Source organism: Streptomyces sp. CNQ085, from assembly GCF_022614595.1.
GTDB lineage: Bacteria > Actinomycetota > Actinomycetes > Streptomycetales > Streptomycetaceae > Streptomyces.
The window spans coordinates 6,879-24,964 of record NZ_JAJFAU010000068.1; the positions used below are offsets into that span (position 1 = coordinate 6,879).

Below are 18,086 nucleotides of genomic sequence, written 5' to 3' on the forward strand. Positions count from 1 at the left end.
CCGTGCGCGCACGGCGGGGAGGAAGGGGCGCGCGGAACATGTGGTGCCGACCGTGAGTGGGGATCCTGGCGTGGAACCTCGTATGGTCGTATCCGTGTTGGAGGAGATGCGGATTCGGGCCCTGGGTGTGATCGACGACGCCGTCGTCGAGCTGTCCCCCGGCTTCACCGCGGTGACCGGCGAGACCGGCGCGGGCAAGACCATGGTCGTCACCAGTCTGGGACTGCTGCTCGGCGGACGGGCGGACGCCGCCCTGGTGCGGGTGGGGGCCAGGGCCGCCGTGGTGGAGGGCCGGATCGTGCTGCCGCCCGGCGCGCCCGCGACGCGGCGGGCCGAGGAGGCGGGCGCGGAACTGGACGAGGGCGTACTGCTGGTCAGCCGGACGATCTCGGCCGAGGGACGCTCGCGCGCCCACGTCGGCGGGCGCTCGGCGCCCGTCGGGCTGTTGTCGGAGCTGGGCGAGGACCTGGTCGCGGTGCACGGCCAGACGGACCAGCAGGGCCTGCTGCGGCCCGCCCGGCAGCGCGAGGCACTGGACCGGTACGCGGGCGAGGCGGTCTCTGCCCCCCTGGCCGAGTACGGCGAGGCCTACCGGCGGCTGCGCGCCGTCTCCGCCGAGCTGGCCGAGCTGACCACGCGCGCCCGCGAGCGTGCCCAGGAGGCCGATCTGCTGCGCTTCGGCCTGGAGGAGATCGCGGCGGCGGAGCCCCGGGCGGGCGAGGACGCCGAGCTGGCGGCCGAGGCCGAGCGGCTCGGCCACGCCGAGTCCCTGGCGTCGGCCGCGGCCACCGCCCACGACGCGCTGGCCGGCGATCCGGCCGACCCGGAGTCGGTGGACGCGGGCGGACTGGTCGCGGGCGCCCAGCGCGCGCTGGAGGCCGTGCGGTCGCACGACCCGGCACTGGCGGCGCTGGCCGACCGGCTGGGCGAGGTGGGCATCCTGCTGGCGGACGTCGCCGGGGAACTGGCCGGGTACGCCGACGACCTGGACGCCGACCCGGCGCGGCTGGCCGCGGTCGAGGAGCGCCGGGCCGCCCTGTCCCACCTGACCCGCAAGTACGGGGAGGACACCGCCGCCGTCCTGGCCTGGGCCGAGGAGAGCACCGCCCGGCTCGCCGAGCTCGAGGGCGACGACGACCGGATCGGTGAACTGACCGCCGAACGTGATGCGCTCCGCGCCGAACTGGCCTCTCTCGCGCAGCGGTTGACGGACGCCAGAGCGGAGGCCGCCAAGCGGTTCGCCGACGCGGTCACCGCGGAGCTCGCCGAGCTCGCCATGCCGCACGCCCGCGTCACCGTGGAACTGCGGCAGCACCGGACGGCGGACGAGGACTCGGGGATAGAGGTGGACGGGCGGCTGGTCGCCTTCGGCCCCCATGGCGTGGACGAGGTGGAACTGCTGCTCGCCCCGCACCCCGGCGCTCCGCCCCGCGCCATCGCCAAGGGAGCCTCGGGCGGTGAGCTGTCGCGGGTGATGCTCGCGGTCGAGGTCGTCTTCGCGGGCACCGCCCCGGTGCCGACCTATCTCTTCGACGAGGTGGACGCCGGCGTGGGGGGCAGGGCGGCCGTGGAGGTCGGACGGCGGCTGGCGCGGCTGGCGAAGTCGGCGCAGGTCGTGGTCGTCACCCATCTTCCGCAGGTCGCGGCGTTCGCCGACCGGCACCTGGCGGTGGAGAAGACCTCCGACGGCTCGGTGACGCGCAGTGGTGTGAAGACCCTCCGGGGCGAGGACCGGGTACGCGAGCTGTCGCGGATGCTGGCCGGGCAGGAGAACTCGCAACTCGCCCGCGCCCACGCCGAGGAACTGCTGGAGGCGGCCCGCTCCGGGATCTGAGGAAGATCCTCGGGCACCCCCCGGCGCCTCCCTCGGCCGCTCGCGTTTCACCCGTACGGCGTGGCGTCCCCGAGGGGCCGCGATGGCATCCTGGAGGCGTCGCACCGTCCGTACACCGTACGCTGCCGAGCGTGGTTCGCGCCCCGGGCGGGCGGCGGACCCGTGATTCCGAGCAGCCCTCCGATCCCCCAGGCCCCGAGCCCTCACACCAGGAGTCCCGGCCCCTTGTGAAGACCACTCCGGTTCCACCGCGTGGCAGACCGCCGCTGCACGTCGTGCAGGTGATCGGCGGCGGCAGCGCCCGCGTCTGCACGCATGTGCGCTCACTGACCGCCGGACTGGTGGCGCGGGGGGTGCGGGTGACGGTGTGCGCGCCGCCGGGCACCGAGCCGGACTACGGCTTCACCGGCCTCGGCGCCCGCTTCGTCCCCCTGCCCCGCGGCACCGGCCCCGAGGCGGCCGCGGTGCTGCGCGCGGTGTGCGCGGACGCCGGTGTGGTGCACGCCCACGGACTGCGCGCCGGTGTGCCGTCCGCCCTGGCGCTGTGCGGGCGGCGCCGGACACCGCTGGTGGTCACCTGGCACGCCCGGGCCCGGTCCGCGGGGGTGCGGGCCTGGCTGATGATGCTGCTGGAGCGGCGGGTGGTGCGGGCCGCGCGGGTGGTGTTCGGCACCACCTCGGACCTGGTGGACCGGGCCCGCCGCCACGGCGCCCGCGACGCCCGGCTGGCTCCGGTGACCGTGTCCGTGACAGGCGGGACGTACCGCGGGGGGTGGCCGGGCGGTCCGGACGGCATGGCGCGGGAGAAGACCCGGGCCGAACTCGGAGTCACCGGTCGCCCTCTGGTCCTCGCCGTCGGCCGGCTCGTCCCCCGCCAGGGCCACACCACCTTGCTGACCGCCTCCCGCGCCTGGCGCCGGCTGGACCCGCAGCCGCTGCTGGCCATCGCGGGAGAGGGACCGACGCGCCCCGCGCTTCAGCGCCGCATCGACGCCGAGAAGCTGCCGGTACGGTTGCTGGGGCGGCGCACGGACGCCCTGGACCTGCTCGCCGCCGCCGATGTCGCCGTGCTGCCCGCGCGCTGGGAGGGCCGGGCGGTGGTGGCGCAGGAGGCGCTGCGGGCCGGGGTGCCGCTGGTGGCGAGCGCGGTGGGCGGTCTGCCGGAACTGGTCGGCGACGCCGCGCTGCTGGTGCCCTACGGCGACGCGGACGCGCTGGCGGAGGCGGTGGGCGGGCTGCTCGGGGATCCCGCCCGGCGCAGTGGCCTGGCCGCGGCCGGGCGTGCCCAGGCCGCCACCTGGCCGAGCGAGGACGACACGGTGGCCCAGGTGCTGAGTGTGTACGACGAGCTGGCGCCGCAGGGAGGCTGACCGCCCGGACCCCGCCGTGCCGGGCCGGCTCAGCCGGAGTCGCGAACGACCAGCCGGGCGGGAGTGACGACCGGGGCCGGCCGGCCGTCACCGGGGGTGTCGCCCAGTCCGAGCCGCCGCAGCAGCAGCTCCGCCATCATCCGGCCCATTCCCTGGATGTCCTGGCGCACGGTGGTCAGCGCGGGCTCGGCCCAGGCGGCCTGCTCCAGGTCGTCGTAGCCGACCACCGCCACGTCCTGCGGCACCCGCAGCCCGCGGGCACGCAGCGTCCGCAGCGCGCCCGTGGCCGTCAGGTCGTTGCCCGCGAACACCGCGTCCGGGCCGGGCGAGCGGTCCAGCAGCTCGGCCATGGCCCGCTCGCCGCCCTCGGCCGTGAAGTCGCCGTGGGCGACCAGGGCGGGGTCGGGCTCGGCCACGCCCAGGGCGTCGAGATAGCCGTCGAACCTGTCCAGGGCGGAGGTCTGGTCCAGCGGACCGGTGATCACCGCGATCCGCCGCCGCCCCCGCCGGCACAGGTGCTCCACCGCCTGCCGGGCGCCGCCCCGGTTGTCGGTGTCCACGTACAGCAGCTCGGGGTCGTCCTCGGCGCCGGGCCAGCCCGGCCGGCCGCCGAAGACGGTGGGCAGGCCGGAGGCGCTCGCCATGGACGGCAGTGGGTCGTCGCGGTGCAGCGAGAACATCAGCGCGCCGTCCACGTGCCCGCCCGCCAGATAGCGGCCGATGCGGTCGTAGTCCGTACGGCCCTCCAGCAGCATGAGCAGCAGCTGTGTGTCGCACGCCGCCAGCTCGCGGCTGATGCCGCGCAGCTGCTGGGCGAAGAAGGGGTCGGAGAACACGCGGGTCTCCGGCTCGGCGATCACCACGGCGACGGCTCCGGTACGACGGGTGACCAGACTGCGTGCCGCACTGTTGGGCACGTAGCCCAGCTCGGCCACGGACGCCTGGACCCGGTCACGCAGGGGCTTGCGGACACCGGCGCCCCCGTTGACCACACGCGACACGGTGGCACGGGAGACCCCGGCATGGGCGGCGACCGCTTCGAGGGTGGGTCTGGGACCGTGCACGGGCGAACAACTCCTTCTCTCCGGAACCCCGGCGCTGCCGCCGGACGCGGGCGGTTGTCCCACTCTGCGGGTGAGAGCGCTTTCACAACCCCGCCGTACGTTGTACAGCACCGTGGCACGGCGCCGCCGGACAAGGCCGCACGGGTGGGCCGTCAGCCGCCGTAGGCGCCCGAGGCCGTCAGCCGCAGAGCGGTGTCGATCAGAGGGACGTGGCTGAACGCCTGCGGGAAGTTGCCCACCTGGCGACCCAGCCGGGAGTCCCACTCCTCCGCGAGCAGCCCCAGGTCGTTGCGGAGCGAGAGCAGCTTCTCGAAGAGCCTGCGCGCCTCCTCCACCCGGCCGATCATCGCCAGGTCGTCGGCCAGCCAGAAGGAACAGGCCAGGAACGCGCCCTCGTCGCCCTCCAGCCCGTCCAGGCCCGCGTCCTCGCCCGAGGTCGGGTAGCGCAGCACGAAGCCGTCCGGTGTGGACAGCTCGCGCTGGATGGCCTCGATGGTGCCGATGACCCGCTTGTCGTCCGGGGGCAGGAAACCGACCTGCGGGATCAGCAGCAGGGAGGCGTCCAGCTCCTTCGACCCGTAGGACTGGGTGAAGGTGTTGCGCTCGGGGTCATAGCCCTTCTCGCAGACGTCGCGGTGTATCGCCTCGCGCAGCGCGCGCCACCGCTCCAGCGGGCCGTCCGCCTCGCCGGACTCGATCAGGCGGATGGTGCGGTCCACCGCCGTCCAGGCCATGACCTTGGAGTGCACGAAGTGGCGGCGCGGGCCGCGCACCTCCCATATCCCCTCGTCCGGCTCCGTCCAGTGGTCCTCCAGATAGCCGATCAGCTTGATCTGCAGGAGGCTGGCGTAGTCGTTGCGCGCCAGGCCGGTCATGTGCGCCAGGTGCAGGGCCTCGATGACCTCGCCGTAGACATCGAGCTGGAGCTGGGAGGCGGCGCCGTTGCCGACCCTCACCGGCTGGGAGTTCTCGTAGCCGGGCAGCCAGGACAGCTCCGTCTCGCCCAGCTCCCGCTCGCCGGCGATGCCGTACATGATCTGCAGGTTCTCCGGGTCGCCGGCCACCGCGCGCAGCAGCCACTCGCGCCAGGCCAGCGCCTCGCTGCGGTAGCCGGTGCGCAGCAGCGACGACAGCGTGATCGCCGCGTCGCGCAGCCAGGTGAAGCGGTAGTCCCAGTTGCGCATGCCGCCGATGTGTTCGGGCAGCGAGGTGGTGGGGGCCGCGACGATGCCGCCGGTCGGGGCGTAGGTGAGCGCCTTGAGCGTGATCAGGGAGCGGACCACCGCCTCCCGGTACGGGCCGTGGTAGGTGCACTGGCGCACCCAGTCGCGCCAGAAGTCCTCGGTGGCGGTCAGGGACGTCTCCGGCTCCGCCGGCGCCGGGGGCTCCTTGTGCGAGGGCTGCCAGCTGATGGTCATCGCCACCCGGTCGCCCGGCGCGACGGTGAAGTCGGCGTAGGTGGTCAGGTCCTTGCCGTAGGTGTCGGCCTCGGAGTCCACCCACACGGAGTCGGGACCGGCGACGGCGACGGTGCGGCCGTCCACCTTGTGCACCCACGGCACCACCCAGCCGTAGGAGAACCGCATCCGCAGCGCCGAACGCATCGGCACGCGGCCGCTGACGCCCTCCACGATGCGGATGAGCTGCGGCGCGTGGTGCTCGCGCGGCGGCATGAAGTCGATCACCCGCACCGTCCCGCGCGGGGTGTCCCACTCGGACTCCAGGATCAGGGAGTCGCCCCGGTAGCGGCGGCGGCTGGCCGCCGGCGGCTCCTGGCCGGCGGGGTACGCGGGGCCCAGGCGCCAGAAGCCGTGCTCCTCGGTGCCCAGCAGCCCGGCGAAGACGGCGTGCGAGTCGAACCGGGGCAGACACAGCCAGTCCACCGAACCGTCCCGGCATACCAGGGCGGCGGTCTGCATGTCCCCGATGAGTGCGTAATCCTCGATGCGCCCGGCCACGAGCATCTCCAGTCGAACAGTGGCTACGCCCCGTGGGACGTGCGGTTTTCCGTCCTGCCGCACGGGAGGGCCCGCGCGGACAGTCTGAGCAGGATACGACGCGGGTGGATGTTCCGCGCCGAGGTCACCTTAGGGGTGAAGGAGCCTCCCGGGTGACAACAATTCGGTGATTGACAACCTCGGTGGACGGCCGCGGCGACGATCGCCGCCGCGGCAGCGCGGGCGGCCGTCCCGGTAACTGTGCCACGGTGCGGGCGGTGGCGGGCCGCTCCTCGGCGGCCCGGACGCGCCGCTGATACCCTGGTAGCCCGTGGAGCGGAGGGCACAACGACCCCCGAACCGCAGCGACGGCACCCCCACCGGCCGAGCCGGTCCGGCCGGGGCGCCGCAGCGCACGTCACCTCGCGACCACGGGAGCCCCCTCTTGGCCATGCCGACTCGATCCTCGACATCCATGACGACCAAGCACCTCTTCGTCACCGGGGGTGTCGCCTCCTCGCTCGGCAAGGGTCTGACCGCCTCCAGCCTGGGCGCTCTGCTCAAGGCGCGAGGGCTGCGGGTCACCATGCAGAAGCTCGACCCCTACCTCAACGTCGACCCGGGCACGATGAACCCCTTCCAGCACGGGGAGGTGTTCGTCACCAACGACGGCGCCGAGACCGACCTGGACATCGGCCACTACGAGCGGTTCCTCGACGTCGACCTCGATGGCTCCGCCAACGTCACCACCGGCCAGGTCTACTCCACGGTCATCGCCAAGGAGCGGCGCGGCGAGTACCTGGGCGACACCGTGCAGGTGATCCCGCACATCACCAACGAGATCAAGCACCGCATCCGCCGGATGGCCACCGACGACGTGGACGTGGTGATCACCGAGGTCGGCGGCACCGTCGGCGACATCGAGTCCCTGCCGTTCCTGGAGGCCGTGCGCCAGGTGCGGCACGAGGTCGGCCGGGACAACGTCTTCGTCGTCCACATCTCGCTGCTGCCCTACATCGGGCCCTCCGGCGAGCTGAAGACCAAGCCCACCCAGCACTCCGTCGCCGCCCTGCGCAACATCGGCATCCAGCCCGACGCCATCGTGCTGCGCGCCGACCGCGACGTGCCCGTCTCCATCAAGCGCAAGATCTCGCTGATGTGCGACGTGGACGAGGAGGCGGTGGTGGCCTGCAAGGACGCCCCCTCCATCTACGACATCCCCAAGGTGCTGCACACCGAGGGCCTGGACGCCTACGTGGTGCGTCGGATGGGTCTGCCCTTCCGCGACGTGGACTGGACCCAGTGGGACGACCTGCTGCGCCGCGTCCACCAGCCCGACCACGAGGTGACCGTCGCGCTGGTCGGCAAGTACATCGACCTGCCCGACGCCTATCTGTCGGTCACTGAGGCGCTGCGTGCCGGCGGCTTCGCCAACAACGCCCGTGTGAAGATCAAGTGGGTCACCTCCGACGACTGCCGCGTACCCGGCGGGGCGAGGAAACAGCTCGGCGACGTGGACGCGATCTGCGTCCCCGGCGGCTTCGGCGAGCGCGGAGTGGAGGGCAAGGTGGCCGCGATCACCTACGCCCGTGAGAACGGCATCCCGCTGCTGGGCCTGTGCCTGGGCCTGCAGTGCATCGTCGTCGAGGCCGCCCGCAACCTGGCCGGCATCGAGGGCGCCAACTCCACCGAGTTCGACCAGGCAGCGCCCCACCCGGTGGTCTCCACCATGGAGGAGCAGCTCGACATCGTCGCCGGCGAGGGCGACATGGGCGGCACCATGCGGCTGGGGATGTACCCGGCCAAGCTCGCCGAAGGCTCGATCGTGCGCGAGGTCTACGGCGGCGAGCCGTACGTCGAGGAGCGCCACCGCCACCGCTACGAGGTCAACAACGCCTACCGGGCCGAGCTGGAGAAGACCGGCCTGGTGTTCTCCGGTACCTCCCCGGACAACAAGCTGGTGGAGTACGTGGAGTACCCGCGCGAGACCCACCCCTATCTGGTCGCCACCCAGGCCCACCCCGAGCTGCGTTCCCGGCCCACCCGCCCGCACCCGCTCTTCGCGGGCCTGGTCGGTGCCGCCGTGAAGCGGCAGCAGGGCTCCGGCGCCGCTTCCCGGACGGCATCCGCCGCGCCGGTCGAGGGGGCCTGAGCCGTGGCGGAGAAGGACGCAGGGGCCCTGCGGGATGTCCCGCGGCAGTGGCGGGTCACCGCCTCCGAGACGCCGTTCGAAGGCGCCAAGACCAGTGTGCGCACCGACCGCGTGGTGATGCCGGACGGCTCCGTCGCCGCCCGCGACTACCAGGTCCACCCCGGCTCGGTGGCCGTCCTCGCCCTCGACGAGCAGGACCGGGTGCTGGTGATCAGCCAGTACCGGCACCCGGTGCGGCACAAGCTGTGGGAGATTCCCGCCGGCCTGCTCGACGTTCCCGGCGAGAACCCGCTGAGCGCCGCCCGGCGCGAGCTGTACGAGGAGGCGCACGTCGAGGCCGGGGACTGGCGGGTGCTGACCGACATCTACACCTCGCCCGGCGGCAGCGACGAGGCGGTGCGCGTCTTCCTGGCCCGCGGTCTGTCCGACGCCGAGGGCGAGCGTTTCGAGGTCAGCGACGAGGAGGCCGACATGGAGGTGGCCCGCGTGCCCCTGGCACGGCTGGTTCGCGGCGTACTGGCGGGGGAGCTGCACAACAACTGCCTGGCGATCGGTGTCCTGGCGCTGACCGCCGCACGGACCGAGGGCGGCCTGGACGTCCTGCGCCCGGCCGAGGCGCCCTGGCCCGCGAGACCGTTCCAGGCGTGAGCAGCCGGCCGTGACGGCCGGACCGTGAACGCACGCCCGGTGCCGGTGCCGGTGCGGACCGTCCGTGGTGAACTACTCTTCCAGCCGTGACGGATCAGGCGCTGCACCCCGGCGGACCGGCCCCGTCCGCCGGATCCGTGGACGGAGCCGCGAGCGGGGTCGTGAGTGAAGACGGGGCCACGGGAGGTCTCCTCGGACGGCGGCGCGAACTGGACCTGCTGCGCGCGGACGCCGGACACGCCGGGCCCGGCGCCCCCTCCTCACGCCGCCGGGTCCTGCTCGTGGTGGGCCGGCCCGGCTCGGGCCGCACCGCGCTGGTGGAGGGGTTCGCGCGGCGGGTGGCCGCCGACTACCCCGACGGGATCCTGCGCGCCCGGCTCAGCGACCCGGACGGCACTCCTGTCCCCACCGAACGCACCGCCCGCGACCTGCTGCGCGCACTCGCCGCGGCGGGAGGCGCGGCCGGCGGGCCCGTGGCCGTGCCTCCCGCCGGGGCGGGGGACGCGGAGCTGGCCGAGGCGCTGCGCGCCGCTCTGGCCGACCGCCGTGCCCTGCTCCTCCTGGACGACGTGGCCGCCCCCGAACAGCTGCACGGCCTGCTGCCCGACGGCCGGGACTGCCTGGTGCTGGCCGTCTCCCGCGGGCCGCTGACCGGTATTCCGGATGTGCGTCCCCGCACGCTGGAGGGGCTCGGCACGGCGGCGGCCGTCGCCCTGCTGGAGCAGCGGGCCGGAGACGCGCCCCGTGTCACCGTCGACCCGCGCGCGGCGGAGGCCCTGGCCGAGGCGTGCGGCGGGCGTCCCGCGGCGCTCGTCCTGATCGGCGGCTGGCTGGCGGCCCACCCCACGGCGTCCGTCGCCGAGGCGGCCCGGAGGTTCGGCGCCCTTCCCGACGATCTCCCCGGCGGTGCGGCGGACGACGCGCACGCTCCCGAGGACGCGTCGGGACACGTGCCGGGCGGTCACTCCGGCAGCCTCCCCGGTGTCCTCCCCGGCCCCGGGCGAGCCGCCGTGCCCGGCCCCCGTGCCCGCCCCGCGCCGGCCGCCCGTCCACTGGTACGCGCCTTTCACCTGGTCCACGGCTCGCTGCCGCCTTCCGCCGCGCGCTTTCTGCGTCTGCTGGCGCTCGCCCCGGCCGGACTCGCCGACGCCCACACCGCCGCCGCCCTCGCCGGATGCCGGACGGACGAGGCGGCGGCCACGCTGAAGGCCTTCACCGGGCTCGGCCTGCTGCGCGCCACCGCCACCCCGGGGCTGTACGCCGTCCCGGGCTGCCTGGCCCCCGTGCTCACCGCCGTACTGGAGGAGCGGGAGCGCCCGGAGGACGCGAGACTGGCCCGGGCCCGGGTGCTGGAGCGGTCGGCGCGGCTGTTGCGGTCCTGCCGGGCCGCGGCCGAGCCGCCCGGTTCGCCGGCCCGCCGCGTGGCGGCCGAGCTGCCCCGGGCCCTGCGCTTCGAGGGCCGCGCCGCCGCTGCCTCCTGGCTCGGTCCCCGGCTGCCGGGCCTGCTCTCCGCGGCCCGCACCGCCGTGGCGGACGGGGAGCTGGACACCCTGGCCCGGCGGCTGGCGGCCGGCCTCGCAGGTGCGCTGACCGCGCACCTGGGGCCCGAGGCGGCCGCCCCCGAGCTGTACCGGCTCCACGAACTGCTGCTGCCCGTCACCGAGCGGCGCGGGCTGCACGGCGAGCGCGCCGCGATCCTGCTCGACCTCGGCGACCTCGACGCCCACGCCGGCCGTCCTCACCGGGCGCTGGCGCGCTACCGCGCCGCGCTGGAGGCCGCCCGGGCCGACGGCGGGGGCGGCGGCGACCGGAGCGCGGCGGCGGCCGCGCGGGCGATGGAGTGTCTGGGCGACACCTACGCGCACCTGGGCGACGACCGGCGCGCCGGCGACTGGTACGGCCGTGCGCTGGCGCTGTGCCAGACCCGTGGCGTGCCGGCCGACGAGGCCCGGCTGCACGGGCTGATCGGGGCTGCGTGTCTGCGCGAGGGACGCTGGGAGGAGGCCCTGCGCGCCTGGCGGGCCTGCGCCGCGGCCTGCCGGCGGCTGCGGGACGGGGAGGCGTACGCGCGGGCGCTGGAAGAGGTGGCCGGGATCCAGGAGTACGCGGGCCGTACCGAGGAAGCGCGGCGCACCCGCCGCCGGGCGCTGCGGTGGCGGCGCCCGGGAGCGGCGCGCGAGGACGGGGCGACGGGCGGGGACGCGGGCGGGGCGGACGGCGCCCGTTCGCGCCCCGCGGCGGCGCGGTGGATCCTGGGAGGAGCCCCGCACACTGCCGAGAACGGCAGTTGGCCTGCGAAATAGGCAGCGATCCTTGCAAATATTGACCCTTTGCAAGGCTGGACAGAGGGAAATCCTTCATTAAACTGGCCGAGCTGCGGCCACTCGACCGCATCCGACATTTACCCCATGTACCGGTGCGGTGGGGTGGGCCCCGGTCCATTCCGCAACCATGACACCCCCATGAGACAAGGACCGTGATCGACGTGAAGGTCGGCATCCCCCGCGAAGTCAAGAACAACGAGTTCCGCGTGGCCATCACCCCGGCCGGTGTGCACGAGCTCGTACGCAACGGGCACCGGGTCCACGTGGAGCGGAGCGCCGGTGAGGGCTCCTCCATCCCCGACCGGGAGTACGCCGAGGCCGGCGCCGTCATCCTGGACGGCGCCGACGAGGTATGGGCCACCGCCGAACTGCTGCTGAAGGTCAAGGAGCCGGTCGCCGAGGAGTACCACCGGCTGCGCAAGGACCAGACCCTGTTCACCTACCTCCACCTGGCCGCCTCCGGTGAGTGCACCGACGCGCTGCTGCGCTCGGGCACCACCGCCATCGCCTACGAGACGGTGGAGACCGCCGACCGCGCGCTGCCCCTGCTGGCGCCGATGTCGGAGGTCGCGGGCCGGATCGCCCCGCAGGTGGGCGCGTACCACCTGATGCGCTCGGCCGGCGGCCGCGGGGTGCTGCCCGGCGGCGTGCCGGGCGTCGCGCCGAGCCGGGCCGTGGTCATAGGCGGCGGCGTCTCGGGCTGGAACGCCACCCAGATCGCCGTCGGCATGGGCTTCCACGTCACCCTGCTCGACAAGGACGTGCGCAAGCTGCGCGAGGCCGACCGGACCTTCGGCACCCGGGTGCGGACGATCACCTCCAACGCGTATGAGCTGGAGAAGGCCGTCCTCGACGCCGACCTGGTCGTCGGCGCCGTACTGATCCCGGGCGCCAAGGCGCCGAAACTGGTCACCAACGAACTGGTGTCGCGGATGAAGCCGGGCAGCGTCCTCGTCGACATCGCGATCGACCAGGGTGGCTGCTTCGAGGACTCGCGCCCCACCACCCACGCGGAGCCGACCTTCACCGTCCACGACTCGGTCTTCTACTGCGTCGCCAACATGCCCGGCGCGGTGCCGAGCACCTCGACGTACGCGCTGACCAACGCCACGCTGCCGTACATCGTCGAACTGGCCAACTGCGGCTGGCGCGACGCCCTGCGCCGCGACTCCGCGCTCGCCAGGGGCCTCAACGTCCACGACGGCGAGGTGACCTACGGCCCGGTCGCCGAGGCGCACGGGCTGCCGGTGCGCGAGCCGGCCGCGCTGCTCGGCTGACGGCGGCGTTCGGTCGCCGGGCCGTCGGGGTGCCGGGCCGCGACAGAGTAGACAAGTCGTCATACGAAGTAACGGTGGCGGTCAACCGTGTGCGTCAACGTCACCCGTCAACACCGCCATCGTCCTTCCGCCGGCCGGGACCCGGGTCCTCCGGGTTCCGGCCGGCGGTTTCGCCTGTCCGCGAGGGAGTCGGGGCCGACGCGGCGTCAACTCGTCGCGATCGTTGTGTTTCGCTCCTTTCGGACCCCCGGAAGACCTCGTCCGCATGGCTGTTACGCCCTTGACAGACGGGTACATGGTTGCCGACACATCCGGCCGTCCGGGGCGGATTGTGTTGCTGCGGACGGCCGACACGCCATAGAGTCGCCAGGCATCGGCATGGTGCCACGCTGACCTGTCTAGAAGTTTCCTGGTCACCAAGGAGGTAGGACGACTTGTGAATGAGTCGACATTTACTCCCCCGGGTGATCGACCGGGAATGCCTTCGCGGGGCGAAGCCCCCTCCGGACTCAAAGCCGTCGGCTCCGTCGCTGTCCAGACTTTCGCAGCCCACCAGAACCAGGCGAGCATGACAGCCAATCAGAGCATGGACGGCCACCGAGCGAACGCCATGGCCGCCGACCGCAGGGGAGGCGAGACCGGCCTGCCGGCCGACCGCGTGGACCCCCATCACGAGGAACTCCCCGAAGGGCACTTCTACGACCCCGACGCGGAGTACGAACCCGACCCCGAGTACGCGGCCACCCTCGCGCCCGACGCCGCCCGCCAGCGCCGTGAGCGCGTCGGACCGACGGGCCGGCCGCTGCCGTACTTCCCGATCCCCGGCCCGGTCGCCGAGCACGGACCGGCGAAGATCATCGCGATGTGCAACCAGAAGGGCGGGGTGGGCAAGACCACCTCGACCATCAACCTGGGCGCCGCACTGGCCGAGTACGGCCGCCGGGTGCTGCTGGTGGACTTCGACCCCCAGGGCGCCCTCTCCGTCGGCCTTGGCGTCAACCCGATGGAGCTGGACCTGACCGTCTACAACCTGCTCATGGAGCGGGGCATGTCGGCGGACGAGGTGCTGCTGAAGACGGCCGTGGCCGGCATGGACCTGCTGCCCAGCAACATCGACCTGTCCGCGGCCGAGGTGCAGCTCGTCAGCGAGGTCGCCCGTGAGTCGACGCTCCAGCGCGCCCTGACGCCGCTGCTGCCCGACTACGACTTCATCGTCATCGACTGCCAGCCGTCCCTCGGTCTGCTCACCGTCAACGCGCTGACCGCCGCGCACAAGGTGATCGTGCCGCTGGAGTGCGAGTTCTTCGCGCTGCGCGGGGTGGCGCTGCTGACCGAGACGATCGAGAAGGTCCAGGAGCGGCTCAACCCGGAACTGGAACTCGACGGCATCCTGGCGACGATGTACGACTCGCGCACCGTGCACAGCAGGGAGGTGCTCGCGCGCGTGGTCGAGGCGTTCGACGACAACGTGTACCACACCGTCATCGGGCGCACGGTCCGTTTCCCGGAGACCACGGTCGCCGGCGAGCCGATCACCACCTACGCCTCCAACTCCGTCGGCGCCGCCGCCTACCGCCAGCTCGCCAGGGAGGTGCTCGCCCGGTGCCACGCCGAGTGAGTCTCCCGGCAGCCGACGAACTGTTCCGCTCCACCGGGGGGTCCCCGGTCCAGCCGTCGACCCCCCAGCAGCACACCGGAGGCGAAGCCTCCGCCTCCTCCCGGCTGCCGGCCCCGGCGGGTAAGCAGGGGACCGCGGCCGAGCAGGGGCCCGCTCCTCCGGGCGACGGCGACGGCCCGCAGCGGCCGGCGGGCACCACCGCGGCCTCCGAGGCCGGTGGCCGCGAGCCCCGGCAGACCCCGGTACCCGGCCAGAACACCGGGCGCGGTGGCCGCGACACGGAGGAGGCCCGCCGGAGCGCGGGCCAGCCTCCGGCCCAGCCCGCCGCGGGTGCGGCTCGGGGCCAGGGCAGGGGCCGTACGGCCGTGGGCGCGGCGGCGCCCCGGCGCGGCAGACCCGCGGCCCGGCGCCCCAGCGGGCGCGAGCGCCACGACGAGAAGATCACGGTCTATGTCTCCGCCGAGGAGCTGATGGACCTCGAACACGCCCGGCTGGTGCTCCGCGGCGAGCACGGCCTGGCCGTGGACCGCGGCCGGATCGTCCGCGAGGCGGTCGCCGTGGTCCTCGCGGACCTGGAGGCACGCGGCGACGCGAGCATCCTGGTGCGCCGCCTGCGCGGCCGCTGATACGCGGGGCGGTAGCCTGCCCCGCGATGCCGACCGCCGACGACCCCGCGCCGACCTCCCGGCGCTCCCGCCGCCCGCTGGGCCGGGGGCCCGGTCCGCCGCCCGAGCATGTATCCGGCCCCCGGCCCGTACGTGAACCGGCTCCGGTGCACGGCGGGCCCGAGCCGGAACGGGCACGGCAGCCGCCGTCCGGGAAGGGCCTGCCGCCCGGGGACGGCGGAGAGCCCGGAGGCCGGGAGAAAGGCGCGGACGGGGACGCCGGGCCCCGCGACGGCCGCTTCAAGGTGATCCTGGACAACTTCGAGGGCCCTTTCGACCTCCTCCTCCAGCTCATCTCCCGGCACAAGCTGGACGTCACCGAGGTCGCCCTGTCGAAGGTCACCGACGAGTTCATGGCGCACATCCGCGCCATGGGCCCCGACTGGGACCTCGACCAGACCACCGAGTTCCTGGTCGTCGCCGCCACCCTGCTCGACCTGAAGGCCGCGCGGCTGCTGCCCGCCGCCGAGGTCGAGGACGAGGCCGACCTCGCTCTGCTGGAGGCGCGTGACCTGCTCTTCGCCCGGCTGCTGCAGTACCGCGCCTACAAGCAGGTCGCCGGGATCTTCGACGGCCGCCTGGCCGCCGAGGCGCGCCGCCACCCCCGTACGGTGGGACTGGAGCCGCACCACGCCGAGCTGCTGCCCGAGGTGATCATCGGCATCGGCCCCGAGGGCTTCGCCCGGCTCGCGGTCAAGGCGATGCGGCCCAGGCCCGAACCGCAGGTCTACGTCGACCACATCCACGCCCCGCTGGTCAGCGTGCGCGGGCAGGCGGAGATCCTGGTGACCAGGTTGCGGGAGCTGGGGGAGGCGAGCTTCGCGGAACTCACCGAGGACGCGGCCGACACCCTCACCGTCGTCGCCCGCTTCCTCGCACTGCTGGAGCTCTACCGTGAGCGCGCGGTCGTCCTCGAGCAGGAGGAGGCCCTCGGCGGTCTCACCGTACGCTGGAGCGGCGGGGAGGGAGCGCGGCCGCTGGTCACCGACGAATTCGACGCCAAGGACGGCGCGGGCGGGGGCACAGGCGGCGAAGGGAAGGACGACGGTCTCGGATGAGCGCGGAAACGGACGCGGACCCCGGCACGGCCGGAACCGAAACGGGCGCGGGAGCGGACGGGAGGCCCCGGCCGCCGGCCGGCGCCTCCGCCGTCGCCGGGCTGGACCTCAAACCCGCCCTGGAGGCGGTGCTGATGGTCGTCGACGAACCGGCCACCGAGGAGCACCTGGCCAAGGTGCTCCAGCGCCCCCGCCGCGCGATCGCCGTGGCGCTGCGAGAGCTGTCCGACGAGTACACCCGGCAGGGCCGTGGCTTCGACCTGCGTCTGGTCGCCGGAGGCTGGCGGTACTACACCCGCCCCGAGTACGCCGACGCTGTCGAGGGCTTCGTCCTGGACGGCCGGCAGGCCCGGCTGACCCAGGCCGCACTGGAGACCCTGGCCGTGGTCGCGTACCGTCAGCCGGTCAGCCGTTCACGCGTCTCGGCCGTGCGCGGCGTGAACTGCGACGGGGTCATGCGCACCCTCCTGCAGCGCGGGCTGACAGAGGAGGCGGGCACCGAACCCGAAACAGGTGCGATCCTGTACAGGACGACGAACTACTTCCTGGAGCGGATGGGCCTGCGCGGTCTGGACGAGCTTCCGGAACTGGCGCCCTTCCTTCCCGAGGCGGACGCGGTCGAGGCCGAGAGCCAGGAGGGCGTGCCGTCGTTCGACGTGGACGACAGCGGCGATTCCCAGACTTAGAGACAGTTAGACGGAAACCTTGATGCGAAGCAGCGGCAGGAACAGCAACCGGAACCACCGGGGCGCGGGCAACAGCCGCGACGACAGGCAGAAGCGTGCGGGCCGCCCCCGCCCGGAGGAGCGCCGTTACGACGCCGGCTCCGGCGGCACGGCCGGCAAGCCGGGCCGGCCGGGCGGACCGGGCAAGCCCGGCGGGACCAAGGGCCAGGAGGGCAGGCAGGGGCAGGGGCCCGGAGGCGCCTCCCGGGGCGGACCGAGAGCGGAGGCCGGGACGGGAGGCCCCAAGAGCCCCAAGGGCCCCAAGGCCGGCTCCAGGCAGGGCGGCAAGGGCGGTGCCCGCGGGCACTCGGTCCCGGCGCGCCCCCGCGAGTACGATGCCCGGATCGAGGAGCGCAACCGCGCTCGGCACGCCAAGCCGGCGCTGAAGCTCCCCAAGACCTTCGGCGAGACGGAGGGCGAGAGGCTGCAGAAGGTCCTGGCCCGCGCCGGCATGGGCTCGCGCCGGGCCTGCGAGGAGCTGATCGACCGGCGCCGGGTCGAGGTCAACGGCGAGATCGTGGTCGAGCAGGGACTGCGGGTGGACCCGGAGAAGGACGAGATCAAGGTCGACGGCCTGACGATCGCCACGCAGTCCTACCTGTTCTTCGCGCTCAACAAGCCCGCCGGCGTCGTCTCCTCCATGGAGGACCCCGAAGGCCGCCAGTGTCTGGGCGACTACGTCACCAACCGCGAGACCCGGCTGTTCCACGTCGGCCGTCTCGACACCGAGACCGAGGGCCTGATCCTGCTCACCAATCACGGCGAGCTGGCCCACCGCCTCACCCACCCCCGCTACGGCGTGGCGAAGACCTACCTCGCCGCGATCCAGGGGCCCATCCCACGCGACCTGGGCAAGCGGCTCAAGGACGGCGTCAAGCTGGAGGACGGCTACGCCCGCGCCGACCACTTCAAGGTCGTGGAGAACACGGGCAAGAACTACCTCGTCGAGGTCACCCTCCACGAGGGCCGCAAGCACATCGTCCGCCGCATGCTCGCCGAGGTCGGCTTCCCCGTCGACAAGCTGGTGCGCACCCGCTTCGGCCCCATCGCGCTGGGCGACCAGAAGTCCGGCTGGCTGCGCCGGCTGACCAACACGGAGGTCGGCATGCTGATGCGGGAGGTCGACCTCTAGGCCCGCCGGCCCGCCCGGGTCCCGCCCGCCGGCCCTGGCCGCGATTGTGGCACGCGGCCGTCTCGCAGGGCGGGCGGCGGACGCGGGGGCCGGGGCGGCGCCTCTACGCTGGCCGGGACAGCGGTACGGCCGAGGACGCAGGGGAGCGAGCAGGTGACGGTACGAGCGGCGCGGGGCGCCGTGCGGTTGGACCGGGACGAGGCCGGGCACGGGGCCGGGTGCGTGGACGGGCGGGTCCCGCTACCGCCCGCCGGACCTCCGGAGCGCCGCGCGCCGGTGGCC

13 protein-coding genes are annotated in these 18,086 nt (G+C 73.9%); 11 read left to right on the forward strand and 2 right to left on the reverse strand.

The features are described from left to right. Positions 1–82: 82 nt before the first annotated feature. Both recN and LJ221_RS13485 read left to right on the forward strand, forming a co-directional pair. Positions 83–1,834, forward strand: coding sequence for a DNA repair protein RecN (gene recN / locus LJ221_RS13480; RefSeq protein ID WP_241716698.1), 1,752 nt, complete (start codon positions 83–85; stop codon positions 1,832–1,834). 227 nt (positions 1,835–2,061) lie between these two features. Beyond that, positions 2,062–3,204, forward strand: a complete 1,143-nt coding sequence (locus LJ221_RS13485) for a glycosyltransferase family 4 protein (protein ID WP_241716700.1) — start codon at positions 2,062–2,064, stop codon at positions 3,202–3,204. 29 nt (positions 3,205–3,233) lie between these two features. On the opposite strand, the gene LJ221_RS13490 is transcribed toward LJ221_RS13485, so the two are convergent. Together LJ221_RS13490 and LJ221_RS13495 are read right to left on the reverse strand one after the other, a co-directional pair. Continuing rightward, positions 3,234–4,268, reverse strand: coding sequence for a LacI family DNA-binding transcriptional regulator (locus LJ221_RS13490; RefSeq protein ID WP_241716702.1), 1,035 nt, complete (start codon positions 4,266–4,268; stop codon positions 3,234–3,236). A 152-nt stretch (positions 4,269–4,420) separates the two neighbouring features. After that, entirely contained in the window at positions 4,421–6,232 is a 1,812-nt protein-coding gene (locus tag LJ221_RS13495; RefSeq protein ID WP_241716704.1) for a glycoside hydrolase family 15 protein, read from the reverse strand. A gap of 424 nt (positions 6,233–6,656) precedes the next feature. Here LJ221_RS13495 and LJ221_RS13500 point away from each other — a divergent pair, with 424 nt between their 5' ends. The 9 genes from LJ221_RS13500 to LJ221_RS13540 all read left to right on the forward strand — a co-directional run bounded on the left by LJ221_RS13500 (position 6,657) and on the right by LJ221_RS13540 (position 17,804). Continuing rightward, positions 6,657–8,357 carry a CTP synthase gene (locus tag LJ221_RS13500; protein ID WP_241716706.1) on the forward strand — a complete coding sequence of 567 codons (1,701 nt, stop codon included), beginning with the start codon at positions 6,657–6,659 and terminating at the stop codon, positions 8,355–8,357. A gap of 3 nt (positions 8,358–8,360) precedes the next feature. Next, positions 8,361–9,005 (forward strand): NUDIX hydrolase, encoded by a 645-nt coding sequence (locus LJ221_RS13505; RefSeq protein ID WP_241716709.1) that lies wholly within the window; start codon positions 8,361–8,363, stop codon positions 9,003–9,005. Positions 9,006–9,166: 161 nt separating this feature from the next. Beyond that, a complete protein-coding gene (locus LJ221_RS13510; RefSeq protein ID WP_241716711.1) occupies positions 9,167–11,308 on the forward strand; it encodes an NB-ARC domain-containing protein in 2,142 nt (713 codons plus the stop codon). A gap of 182 nt (positions 11,309–11,490) precedes the next feature. Beyond that, on the forward strand, positions 11,491–12,606 hold the full coding sequence (gene ald, locus LJ221_RS13515) for an alanine dehydrogenase (RefSeq protein WP_241716725.1): 1,116 nt from the start codon (positions 11,491–11,493) through the stop codon (positions 12,604–12,606). Between the two features lie 478 nt (positions 12,607–13,084). Next, positions 13,085–14,224, forward strand: coding sequence for a ParA family protein (locus LJ221_RS13520; RefSeq protein WP_241716713.1), 1,140 nt, complete (start codon positions 13,085–13,087; stop codon positions 14,222–14,224). Then, positions 14,221–14,850 (forward strand): hypothetical protein, encoded by a 630-nt coding sequence (locus tag LJ221_RS13525; RefSeq protein ID WP_241716715.1) that lies wholly within the window; start codon positions 14,221–14,223, stop codon positions 14,848–14,850. The genes LJ221_RS13520 and LJ221_RS13525 overlap by 4 nt, the downstream gene beginning before the upstream one ends. A gap of 26 nt (positions 14,851–14,876) precedes the next feature. Next, a complete protein-coding gene (locus LJ221_RS13530) occupies positions 14,877–15,947 on the forward strand; it encodes a ScpA family protein (RefSeq protein WP_241716716.1) in 1,071 nt (356 codons plus the stop codon). Beyond that, entirely contained in the window at positions 15,944–16,633 is a 690-nt protein-coding gene (gene scpB / locus LJ221_RS13535; RefSeq protein WP_241716719.1) for an SMC-Scp complex subunit ScpB, read from the forward strand. The genes LJ221_RS13530 and scpB overlap by 4 nt, the downstream gene beginning before the upstream one ends. Positions 16,634–16,655: 22 nt before the next feature. Continuing rightward, positions 16,656–17,804, forward strand: a complete 1,149-nt coding sequence (locus LJ221_RS13540) for a pseudouridine synthase (protein ID WP_241716721.1) — start codon at positions 16,656–16,658, stop codon at positions 17,802–17,804. Positions 17,805–18,086 lie beyond the last annotated feature (282 nt).